The sequence below is a fragment of the Nocardia sp. NPDC055165 genome, from assembly GCF_053606985.1.
Genome location: NZ_JBSGSS010000003.1, coordinates 212,882 through 225,182 on the forward strand (window position 1 = coordinate 212,882; position 12,301 = coordinate 225,182).

5 protein-coding genes are annotated in these 12,301 nt (G+C 67.6%); 1 reads left to right on the top strand and 4 read right to left on the bottom strand.

Annotated elements, in window-relative coordinates:
* Positions 1 to 76 precede the first annotated feature (76 nt).
* Positions 77 to 5,821, top strand: coding sequence for a WD40 domain-containing protein (locus ACWFRF_RS07770; RefSeq protein WP_452449249.1), 5,745 nt, complete (start codon positions 77 to 79; stop codon positions 5,819 to 5,821).
* A gap of 135 nt (positions 5,822 to 5,956) precedes the next feature.
* Here ACWFRF_RS07770 and ACWFRF_RS07775 read toward each other — a convergent pair whose 3' ends face one another.
* From ACWFRF_RS07775 to ACWFRF_RS07790, 4 genes are all read right to left on the bottom strand, one after another.
* A complete protein-coding gene (locus ACWFRF_RS07775) occupies positions 5,957 to 8,206 on the bottom strand; it encodes an NERD domain-containing protein (RefSeq protein WP_452449250.1) in 2,250 nt (749 codons plus the stop codon).
* Between the two features lie 111 nt (positions 8,207 to 8,317).
* On the bottom strand, positions 8,318 to 9,511 hold the full coding sequence (locus tag ACWFRF_RS07780; RefSeq protein WP_452449251.1) for a serpin family protein: 1,194 nt from the start codon (positions 9,509 to 9,511) through the stop codon (positions 8,318 to 8,320).
* Positions 9,512 to 9,562: 51 nt separating this feature from the next.
* Positions 9,563 to 11,536: a UvrD-helicase domain-containing protein gene (locus ACWFRF_RS07785; protein WP_452449252.1), complete on the bottom strand. Its 1,974-nt coding sequence runs from the start codon at positions 11,534 to 11,536 to the stop codon at positions 9,563 to 9,565.
* 106 nt (positions 11,537 to 11,642) lie between these two features.
* Positions 11,643 to 12,266 carry an alpha-ketoglutarate-dependent dioxygenase AlkB gene (locus tag ACWFRF_RS07790; RefSeq protein ID WP_378989037.1) on the bottom strand — a complete coding sequence of 208 codons (624 nt, stop codon included), beginning with the start codon at positions 12,264 to 12,266 and terminating at the stop codon, positions 11,643 to 11,645.
* Positions 12,267 to 12,301 lie beyond the last annotated feature (35 nt).

The window sequence follows — 12,301 nt, forward strand, 5'->3', positions numbered from 1 at the left end:
CATTGCGGCTTACCGGACGCGTGCTCGTCCCGCCAAGAGTCTGCCGCGGTGATCATTCGGGCGCATACTCGACGGTGTGACGGACCTGGGGTGGGCACGTGAATTCTTCTTCATCAGCTATTCGCCGGCTGACGAACGCTGGGCCACCTGGGTGGCGTGGCAACTGGAGACCGCCGGATTCCGCACGCTGATCCAGGCGTGGGACTTCGTGCCGGGGACGAACTTCATCGACTTCATGGACCGTGGTGTGCGCGATTCGGCCATCGTGATCGCCATCCTGTCCGACAGCTACCTGACCTCCCATTACGGAACAATGGAGTGGCAGGCGGCAATTCGCACCGACGAGCACAAGTTGCTGCCGGTGCGGGTCGCCGATTGCGCGCTGGAGGGTCTGCTCGCCACGCGCACCTATCTGGATCTGGTGAATGTCGCCAGCGCCGAGACCGCGCGGAACACCCTGCTCGATCGCGTCGGTCACATGCGTGACGGTCGAGCCAAACCGGCGCGCGGACCGGAGTTCCCGCCGGGTTCCGGTGCGGCGGTGCGGGATCGGCCCGTTCCGAATGGTTTCGGCCCGGCACAGGCCGTGGAGCGTCGGCGGACTCCCGCTGTGCCACCGAGCTTTCCGGGCGCGGGCAGTTCACGCGAAGCGCGCAACGGGCTCTCGGTGCTGCATGTCGCCGGCCCCCGGTTCGGGCGCGGTCTGTTCGGGCGCGACGAGCCGGACGGTCCCGGCGAGCTGCAATCACGCATCTGGGCCGATGTCATCCACCTGTCCGATCAGGGCGTGCCGTCACCGGATGTGATCGTCGTCTCCGGTGACCTCACCGAATCGGGCCACCCGCGCGAGGTCGACGACGCGCTTGCCTTCCTCACCGGCCTGCGCATTCTGCTGGGGCTCGAGCCTGATCGCCTGATCGTCGTACCCGGCAATCACGACGTGTCGAAGAAGGCGTGCGAGAGCTACTTTCTGCGCTGCGAGTCACGCGACCGGCTGCCGCAACCGCCGTATTTCGAGAAACTCGAACAGTTCGAGCGCATGTTCGGCGAGTTGTACCAGGGCCTGGATCATCTGGTGTTCGACGCCGGGCAACCATGGACCCTGTTTCCCATCGCGGACTTGCGGATTGTCGTCGCAGGAATGAATTCGACGATCGCCGCGACGCATCGTCAGGAAGACGACTACGGCAGTGTGGGGCAGACCCAGGTCGCGTGGTTCTCCGAGCAACTACGCGCATTCGAGGCACGCGGATGGTTACGCCTGGGTGTGGTGCGCCACGATCCGATGCCGGGTGCGGGGGCCGCGCGAACCGACCCAGCGCTCCTTCGTGACGCGACGACGGTCTCCCGGCTGCTCGGCAACCGGTTGAATGTGTTGCTGCACGGGCCGGGACCCGGTGGCGTGCATGCCGATCTGCTGGGGGGCGTGCTGCCGGTGCTGCCCGCCGCGGCCCCGGGGAGCGCGGAGATCATCCACCTGACCGCCGAGGGCATGTCGCGCTATCCCGCCCAGCACCATGATCGAGAGGTCGAACGCACGGTCATCCCCGTGTCCTGGTCGAATGTGGCCGCGGCCCTGGCCGCGCCCGCCGAGACGAAGATGATCGAATCCGCGGGGACCGAAGATCCGGATTCCGATGAACAGGCCGGTGACTCGGCGCCCGTGGTCGATCCGCAGGGGCGTTTGCTGGAGCGCGTCATCGAGGTCTGTGCGGCGCGCTACCCCGGCGCGCGGATCAGGCGGGTCGAGGCGGACCCGCCACACCTGTTCGTCACCCATCATCGTGACGGAATGGCGGCGCAGTGGCGCATCGGCGCCCACGTGGGAGATCTGACCAGACAGGTGGTCGAGGATTTCCTCGCGCACGACCCGGAATTCGGATCCGAGCTCGTCTATCGTGGCGCGGTTCCGGCCCGTTCGCTGCGGGAGGAGGCAGCGGGTCAAGGGTTGCGCATCCGCAGCTTCTTGGAATTCCAGGGCATGCTCGATCTGACCGACTACCTCGCCCGTCAGGTGCTCGACCTGCGCACCGACCGGCGCTACCCACCCGAATTGTATGTACCACAACGGTTTCGGCTGCTGGAGGAGAACGAAACCGCGATTCGCGACGATCTGATCGCCGAACTCATGGGCGTGGTGACCGCCGATCACGGCTGGTTCGTACTGCTGCTCGGTGACTTCGGGCGTGGCAAGACGTTCGCGCTGCGCGAGCTCGCCCGCCGGATCAGCGAGTCGACGCCCGCGCTGATTCCGATCCTGATCGACCTGCGGGCGCTCGACAAGACCCACTCGGTCGACGGACTGGTGGCCGCCCATCTGGCCAATCACGGCGAAGACCGGATCGATCTGAAGGCATTGCGCTACATGCTGCGCGAAGGCCGGGTGGTGCTGTTGTTCGACGGCTTCGACGAACTGGTGACCAGGATCAGCTACGAGTTCGCCGCCGACCATCTCGAGACCCTCCTGCAGGCCGCCGTCGGCAAGGCGAAGATCATCGTGGCCAGCCGGACTCAGCACTTCGAGTCCAGGGCCCAGGTGTTGACAGCGTTGGGCGAGCGGGTCGGTCTGCTCGACGACCGGCGCATCATCAGCATCGAGGAGTTCGCGCCGCCACAGATCCATACCTTCCTCACCAATCGCTACGGGGGTGACACGCGGCGCGCCGACGCCAGAATGCAGTTGATCAGGGGCATCCAGGACCTGCTCGGGCTGGCACAGAACCCGCGCATGCTCAGCTTCATCGCCGATCTCGAGGAGCGCCGGTTGCGCGCGGCCGCGGGAACAACCAATGCCATCGGCCCGGCCGCCTTGTATCGGGAGATCCTCGATTCCTGGCTTCGCTACGAGGTGGATCGCACGGCTACCGTGGCCGGATCGCTGCCGGGACTGGGACTGGACGAATTGTGGAGGGCGGTAACGGCTTTCGCGCTGCGGGTGTGGGAGACAGGCAGGCCCTATCTGCGTGCGGCCGAATTGTCGGAAGTGGCACGGGAACTCACCGACACCGCGGTCCGCGATCGCATGTCGGTGCAGCAGTCGGCGCACGCCATCGGTTCGGGCAGCCTGCTGGTACGTACCGACGACGACCTGTTCGGTTTCATCCATTCCTCGGTGACCGAATGGCTGGTGGCCGATCACCTCGCCCGCCTACTCGGTGCGGGCGTGAGTGCACCACACCTCGCGCAAGCCCAATTGTCGCTGCTCATCATAGATTTCCTGTGCGATCTCGCCGACCCGCGCACGCTGCGTATCTGGGCGGAGTCGGTGTTGGCCGACTCCGACGCCGACCCGAACTCACGCACCAACGCGCTGCGGATCACCACCCGGCTGCGCACGGCGCCGAGCTCGGACCTGCGCGGCGCGATGTTGGCCGGCGAGGACCTCTCCTACCGCGACCTGCAAGGAGTCGATCTCAGCGGCGCCGATCTCAGTGGTGCGCGGTTGATCGGCGCGAATCTGACCCACGCGGTGCTGCGCGGTGCGCGGCTGGTCGCGGCGCGGCTGGACGACGCACGCCTCGTCAGCGCTGATCTGACCGACGCGGACCTCACCAGGGCGCGCCTGATCCGTACCGACCTGACCGGCGCGCGTGGCAGGGGTAGCCGCTGGCAGCGCGCCGCACTCCTGGACGTGATCGGGCAGGCCTCGGGGGCGGATCTGCGCGGCGCGGCCGTAGTACCCGGCGGATCGGTGCAGACCGAATTCGCGCCTGCCGCACTGGGCGTTCGGCACGGATTCCATGCCAGTCGAGGCAGACTGCCCCAGCCCGTCGCGTACAGCCAGGACGGAAGTACGGTCGCGGTCGGCAGTGACGACGGGGGCGTGCTGATCTGTGACGCCGACACCGGCCGGCCACTGCGGATGCTGCAGACCCACCGCGCGCGCACCTTCGCGGTCGCGTACACCGACCAGGTCCTGATCACCGGCTCCGGCGACGGAACGGTCGGCATCTGGGATGCCGTCAGTGGGGAACTCCGCCGGATTCTGCGGGGGCACGAACAGTGGCCGTGGCCGGTGCTGCTCGGTCCCGGCGGTGATCTGCTGGCCACCGGTGACGCGCGTGGTGTGCTGCGGCTGTGGTCGTTGCCCAGCGGCGATCTGCGTCACGAGTGTCTGCCACCCGAACACGGCATGACCTTGATCTACAGCATCGCCCTGCACGGTCGGACGCTGGCCGCCGCCTACGGCAACGGCATGGTGCGCCTGTGGGACATCGAAACCGGCAGGCAAACAGGGGAATTCCAGGCAGCGGGCGGCGCCGCCTACCGCATCGCCTTCGACTCGTCGGGAACCCGGATAGCGGTGGGTGGAGTAGACGGACTACTGACGCTCTGGGACCCCGTCACCTGCACGCTCACCGGCAGGTTGACCGGTCACACCGGACGCATCTACACGCTGGCCTTCCACCCGTCCCGGGACGTGCTGGCCAGCGGGGACACCGACGGGCTGCTCCGCGTCTGGAATACCGACACCGGAGAAGTGCTGCACGCGCCGACCGAACACAGCGCGGCGATCTATTGGGTGTCGTACAACCCGTCGGGAGAGCTGCTGGCCTCCGGGGACAGTGCGGGGCTCGTCTGCCTGCGTGCGTCCGAGACCGGTCAGCTGCGGCATCGTCTCACCGCCCACACCGGATCCATCTGGCCGTTCGCTTTCCGGCCCGACGGCACCCAGTTCGTGGTAACCGACGACCAATTCACCACGCGTTTCTGGGATCCGGTCACCGGAGCCTGCCGATACCTGCTCACCGGGCACGGCCGCCGAACGACAGCGGTGGGCTTCAGCGCCGATTCGGCGATGCTGTCCACCCGGGGCAACGACGGCGTCGTCCGGCTGTGGGACCCCGTCACCGGACGTCTCGTTCGCACGCTGACCGGCAGCGACGACCACCTGCTGACCTTCGAGTCGGCGCTGTTCAGCACGGTGCGACCTGGGCAGCTCGCGATGGTGGGCAACGACGGCAGACTCAGCCTGTTCAACCTCGACGCCGACTCCTATGAGCGCCACATCAGCATCGAGGATGCGCCGATCTGGGCGATCGCGTTCAACCCCTCCGGTGAACTGATCGCCACGGCGAACGACGATGACACAGTGACGATCTGGAACCGTGCGACCGGTGCCCAGTACGGGATCTACCGCGAGCACCGAGGCAGGGTTCGGTCCCTGGCCTTCAGCGCGGACGGGGCGCTGATGGCCTCGGGCTGCGACGACTCCGTCGTTCGGATCTGGGACGTGGAGTCGGGGCGGTGCTTGCACACCCTGCGCGGGCACCGAGACCGGGTGTACGGGGTGGCGTTTCACGGCAACCGCGTCGCCAGCGTCTCCTGGGACGGCACGGCACGGATCTGGGACGTCACGTCGGGCGAGCCGGTGCACGAATTGACGCGGCACACCGGAAAACTCTGGTCGGCCGCCGTCGACGCCCAGCGGGGCATCCTCGCCACCGCGGGAGACGACCTGGTGATCCGGCTGTGGGACATGGACACCGGTCGGCATCTGCACACCTTGGAAGGTCATCGCCGCCGGGTGTCGACCTTGGCGTTCGACGCGTCGGGCGATCTACTCGCCAGCGGTAGCGAAGACGGAAACGTCGTGTTGTGGTCCGGTGCGGCGGATCAGGGGGCGGCGCCTTCGATTCGCGCGGTGTTGCTCGGACTGCCCGAAGGATGGGCCGCGTTGACCCCCGACGGGCGATACAAATACGAGGGCAACGTCGCGGGCCAGTTCTGGCATGTGATCGGCACGACTCGCTTCGAGTCGGGCGAACTGGATCCGCATCTCGCCGAGGTCGTGCGGGTCGCCGCAGATGCCCCGCTGTGAGCCCGACGGCCTCCGCTGGTGGGTGTACGAGGAAACCGGCGGAGGCGCGACCGACGCTGGGTAGGCGCGGTGTCGGGTTGTGCTCGGGGCACGAGGTGAATCCTGCTACCTCGAGTGCGCTCGAGGTCAAGCGGTTCAGCGGGGGGCGTGGACCAGTGGGGCGAGGAAGCCGGTGAGCTGGGCTCTCGAGGGTTGGCCCAGGCGGCGGCCGAGATAGTCGGGGGCGTCGGCGGCTGCCCGGCAGCGGTCCTGGTCGGTGTTGGCCGGGTTGTCGGAATAGCGTTCGCCGAGCATGGTGGCCTTGGCGACCTCGCGTCCGGTACGGAGTTCGTAGACGGCGATCTCGTAGGTGGCGCGGAAGAGGTTGACGGTGCGCCCCACCGGTGCGCCGGGGGAGGGGCCGTACTGGCAGGTCTGCACGAGGTCGCGCAGTTCCAGCTGCTTCATGCAGGCGATGAGCTGCACGGTCGACGGGTCGTCCGGGTTCCACGCGGTCGGATCGTTCGGGTGGACCATGGTCGTGAGGTCACCGGACAGATAGATCGGGCGCGCGCCGTCGCGCTCATAGGGCGCGGCGTTCGGGAACGGCTTCTTGTCCTCGCCACACATCCGGTCGTAGTCCGACATCTCGAATCGGCTCGCCTGCACCGCCGCGATCGCGAAGAACCCGGCTCCGAACAGCGCGATGAACAGCAGCAAAGCGACACCGGGCCCGACTCGCAGGCCCCGCCTGGGGGCACTCCGCTCCCGAACGGGACGGTTGTGCCACCGCTCGAGCAGTGACGGGCCGTCCCCGCGACGCCACGACCGCCATTTCTGCGAGAGGGTCGGCTGCCGCGTCGTTCGGTCGTGTTCGACCCAATCGGACCAGTGCTCCGGGTGTTGCTGGGGCGCTGGGGTTTCCGGGGAACGATACGACGGTGCGACGGCGGGGGTGTACGCCGGGGAAGGGGTACTTCGCGATTCGGTCTCGCGGGCCGACCCGGCGGCACCGACCGCGGCAGCAGCGCCCGACGCGGCCACTGTACCGACTGCGGGAGCCCACTCGGCAGTGCGGTTTTCGTCGGTACCAGCGGGTGTGCCCGCAGCGGCCACTTCGTCCCCGGGCGTGGGTTCGTGGCGTTCGATGCCATCGGTCGGTGGATCGTCGATCGCGACCGATTCATCGGCGGCGACGGATTTGCTCAGTGAGACAGTGCTTTCGGGCTGACCGTCCGATGATTCGGCTACTTCACCGAGCGCGGGTTCGTCCAGATCGATCGTGTCGTCGTCGAAAGGCTCAGCGCGTGTGGCGCTTTCCCTGTCCGGAGCAGTGCCCTCAGCGGTTGGCTCGTGCTCCGGGTTGTCGTCCTGGGGCGAGTCTTGTTCGGCACCGTCGGGGGGTGAAGTTCGGTCAGTCACCGGTTCGGCGGATTCGGTGCTGGGTATCGGCTCGTCGGGTGGTCCGATCGCTGTGGCCGATAACGCCGCGTCGTCGGACTCGTCGGCTTGCGCGCCGGTGAAACCTTCACTCGAAGAAGGGGATTCCGTCTCGCGTTCAGCGGGCACCGACGTCGGATCCTCGGGATGAGCCGCGGTAGGGGGTCGATGAGCGAGTCTGTCGATCGCGGCGAGAAACGCGGGTGTAGATGCGCGAGCCGAGCCGGTCGACGCCGCAGGGGAATCCGATGTGGTGTCGGAAACAGCTGTCTCCGAGGGGGAGCCGAGCTCCACAGCGGTCGGGGCGATGGGCCGGGAAGTGGTCGCCGGGTCGAGCGCGGCCGGAAAGCCCTGTGCTGTCAGCTCATCGGGGGAGGGCAACAGATGGCCCAGGTTCAACGCGCCGAACACCCGGGTGACGTCATCGATGCTGAGCCGGACCGTGCGCCCGCTCTCGGCCTGGAAATAGTCGTGCAACGCGCCGGCGTCGTCGCGATCGATCAGCACCGCGCGGTACCCGTCGGCGATCCTGGTTTCCTCGATGGTGATCTCGGCGCCGGGCTGAGCGACCAGCGCGATCACCGCGTTCACCCAGCCGAAGATCCCGGATTGCTGCAGCAGGCTCTTGGCCGCGAACACCTGTCGGCGCACCTGGACGAACGGGTTCGGCACCCGGACGGCGTGATAGAGCGCCGCCGGTTCGCCGTCGATGGTCCACGGGCCGTTCGGTGGGGTGGCGAGGGTGCCTTCCTGACGGGCGGTGAAACCCTTCACCTCCACGATGGTCACGCTCTGCGGCGTGCACACCAACGCGTCGACCTCGACCGACCCACCCCGGTTCTCCGGTACGTGACAGCGGAACACGGCGACGCCGCCCGCCCGAAACGCCTGGTCACGGAGCGCCGCGCCGACGATCTGTTCCGCGCCTTCGAGTTCGCTCTCGTCCGCGACAACGACGATCACCACGACCCCCTGTGCACCTGACTGCGGACTGCTACCAGGATACGGCCTCCACTAGCCGTATCGAAACCGAATCCTGTTGCTGAGCAACGGCTTCGGCAATGTCGATTACCGATCTCACCACGGCGGCCCCGGGTTTCGTCTGCCCGCCGGTTCCACACCGACCGGCCGAACCCATTCCACCGGCGGCTTCGTGACCTGACCCGCGACCAAGACGAGGCCGGTCGGCCGGTCTACCGCGATGAATCCGAAGGGGCGGTCGACGTTCACCGATGTGATCGTCGACCATGTCTTCTGCGGAACACCGCCGAGGCGCATCGCCACGGCCGTGACGGCAGCCGCTTCGAAGCCTTCGGCGTCGAAGCGTGCGATGACGTCCTGACCCGCAGCGTCCAGCGCCAGCGGATCAGCTGCGAGTCCGGCGAAATGGGAACCGGGAACGTTCATCGAGGTGGACAGGCCGAACATCGCCGCATGGCAAGCGAGGTTGTGCTTGTTCTCCACCTCGAACGGTGGCATGGTCAGCACCACGGAGTCGCCACCGCCGAAGGTCTCCCGTCGACTCACCGATAGACAGGGTGCCGTCGTGCCGACAGGCAGTTCCGTCCGCACCTCGACGGTCCCGTCCAGAGCTGCGAGGCCAGTGGCCAGACCGTGCCGCGGATTCGCGCCGATCAGCACGTGCACGTCCAGTTCGCCCTTGCCGGTGACGATCACCCGGGTCACTTCGTCGTCGAGTACCGACACACTGCCGTCGGGATGGCTCGTGCGGTACAGGCCGGGTCCCCGATGTCCTTGCCACGGACCGGTTTCCGGTGTGTAGAGGATCTCGTCGAACGCCGTCACCCAGCGGGTGCGTGCCATCAGCGCGGTCGCCAGCGCGAGCGCCGTGTCCGAGGTGATCGGTACCGGAAACTTCTTGATCAACCCCCGGGTCTGCTCGTTCGCCCACGCATCCAGTGCCGCCGGATCGCCCAGCTCACCGACCGTCCCGGCGGGCATGCTGCGAACCCACTCCTCGCGCAAGGTCAGCCCCGCCCGGACCCACGCCCCGATCGCCGTCGACACCTCCCGCGAAGTATCCAGCGATTTCAGCATGTCCAGCCCCGCCGCATGCGCCTGCTCCGCCGGAACTCCCACCGCGGCAGCGAGCTCATCCCTGGCCGGGCCGGAAGCGGCCCCGGCCAACACGGCGAGCAACGGCCACAATCCGGCCCCCGACACCACCGCGTCCTCGCCCTCGAACGTTTCGCACCACCGCCCCGTCAGCGCGTTCGATGCCCGCACATGCGGCAGAAGTGAACTCCCCATCCCCGGATCCTACGACCAGCGACCGACAATCCGCCACGTCGCCGACATCCGTCAGCCCCGGACGATCCCCAGCCAGACGTAGTCCCTGGCCCGCGTGACCGCGACGAACTGCTGGCGCATGATCAAATCCTGACGCTCCCGTTCGGCGTCGGTACCCGGCGGCGCCGGCTCGACGAACGGATGGATCACCGCGCGGAAATCCAAGCCCTTCGCGCGATAGACCGTGCCGACCTTGACGCCGCTGTCGCTGTCGGCGCAGCGGTACTCGACGAGCTCCTGCGCGGCGATCCCCCAGCGGCGCAATCGGCGGAGCACGGCTTCCGCTTCGGCGTTGGTGATGGTGATGATCGCGGTGTCCGACAGCGAGATGCCCTGGGCGACAATATTGTCCAGCTGGCGACGAATATGACCGTGCAGCTCGGCCCGCGTGCAGTACTGCCGTCCGGCGTAGCCGTCGGGAAGGGCGGCGTCGGTGAGATCGAGGCTCTGCCGTTCGCTGGTATCGAGGTCCTCGACGGGTCGTGCGCCCGGCAGGCTCGCCGCGAGTCGCAGGACCTCCCGGCGGTTGCGATAGTTCTTGGTGAGCTTCTCGCTGCGCCCGACGATATTGACTTCGGCATCGACGAATCGCCAGCCGCCCGCGTAGATCTGCTGCTGGCGGTCGCCGACGAACAGCAGGGAGTTGGGTTCGTCGCCGGTCAGCGCGTGAACCAGCCGCACACTCTGCACGGTCATGTCCTGCATTTCGTCGACGACGACCATCGCGTACGGGTGCCGGAGGGGACGCGCGCGCAGTTCGTCGAGCGCTGCGGTGATGACATCGTTTCCGTCGAAGCATCCCCACTCGGTCCGGTACGCCTCATAGGCCTGGTACAGCTCCCACACGTGTCGGCGCTGACCGGTACGCAACGACACTCGGCGACCACGCCGATCCACCTCGGCATAGGCGGTGAACCCGGCGTCGTCGCAGGCGAGTCCACGCCCCTTGATCACCCGATCGACTTCCTCGCGCCAGTAGGGGAGCGCGGGCGAGATCTCCGCCAGTGGGCCCGACCTGCCGACTCGCCCCCACGCGAGGTTGAAGGCTGTGTCGGCCCGCTTGAGTTCCATTCTCATCGGAATCCCGCGCTCGGTCAGGAACGCCTGCGCCCACGCGTGCAGGTTCGTGAACTCCGCCCGCCCGGCCGCATCGGGCAGCAACCGCGCGAACGCCGACTCCTGGCACGGCGGCAGGTTCTTCACCAACGTGGTGAACAGCAGCGGCCCGGTGCTGCGGCGGGCCCGATGTGCCATCCGGTGTAGCGCCAGTACCGTTTTCCCCGACCCCGCCGGACCCACGATCCGTGCCGGACCGTTGTGATTGCGGGTTACCAACGCGAGCTGGGCGGGATCGAGGAAAGCCAGCCAGGTCGGGAACGGCTTGGCCAGCGCACCGGCAAGATGGTCGGTATGTAGCGTTTCCACCTCCAGCAGGCCGTCTGTCTCGGCGGGCGGCTGCGCGGGAGCGAGCCGGGCGATCGGACGATAGTCGCGATGGCGCTGGGCGGTGTGCTCGGCGAGGTCGCCTGCCAACCGTGCGGGCATCACCGATCGCCGGCCCATCAGTGTGCGCACCGTCGCGTCGGTGACGACCACGAACCGGCCATCGCCGCCGGCACGTCGGCCCGGCGGCAGAACGAACACCAACTCGACTGTCTCCCGGACGAACTCATTGCGATTCGGTCCGATCGACACACCGGCAAACAGCTGTTCGGCCTGTGCGCGCAGCCGCCGCACCTGGTCGTCGTCCGGCAGCTCGTCGACCACGGCGAGCGCGAACACTCCACCGGGCCCGATGAGCAGCGCGTCACACCGACCAGTCGGAGCGGGCTGGGTCCGGTACACCGATAGCCGCCATCGCTGTCTACCCGCCAATAGCAACGCTGTGTAGACGCCACGCAAACGCCCGGTCAGCCCGACGACGCTCTGCGCGAGCGCCTCTTCCGCACGCAGACGCAGGAATTCCTCATCGTTACCGGACGTCATCTCGGCCACCCCGCTTGGTCCGTAATACTCCGTTCTTTCGAGTATCGGTGAATTACCAAGCAACAGAGAGTATTTCGACCGAATCAGTCCAACGGGCGTGGTCGGGTCACCGGACCCCGCGGGGGCGGAACTGGATGCTGATGCGGGGTCCGACGGGGCGTGCGGTCTTGGGGACCGCGTGTTCCCAGGTGCGCTGACATGCCCCGCCCATCACCAGGAGATCCCCGTGCCCGGCCGTGAACCGGACGCTCGCGCCACCGCCGCGCGGGCGCAGCAGCAGAGCGCGCGGCGCTCCGACCGAGACGATCGCGACCATCGTGTCGTGGGTGGCGCCGCGGCCGATCGTGTCGCCGTGCCAGGCGACGCTGTCCCGACCGTCGCGGTAGAAACACAGCCCGGCCGTGCGGAACGGTTCACCGAGTTCCGCCGCGTAATGCGCGGTCAAGGCCGCCCGCGCATCGACCAGAATGTGATCGGGGAGCGGATCGTTCTCCCCGAAGAACGACACCAGCCGCGGCACGTCCACGACCCGGTCGTACATCGGCCTGCGTTCGGCGTGCCAGGGAACGCGTTCAGCCAGTCGATCGAACAGCCGGCTCGCGCCGCTCAGCCAGCCGGGCAGCACATCGACCCAGCTGGTCGCGTCGAGTGGGGTGCGCCGGATCGCCTCGATCGAACCCAGGGCAATCGCATCACCGTCGAACAGTGAACCTTGCAGGGGCAGCGACATGAGCGCCAGTCTACAACGTGTTCGAATGTATGTTC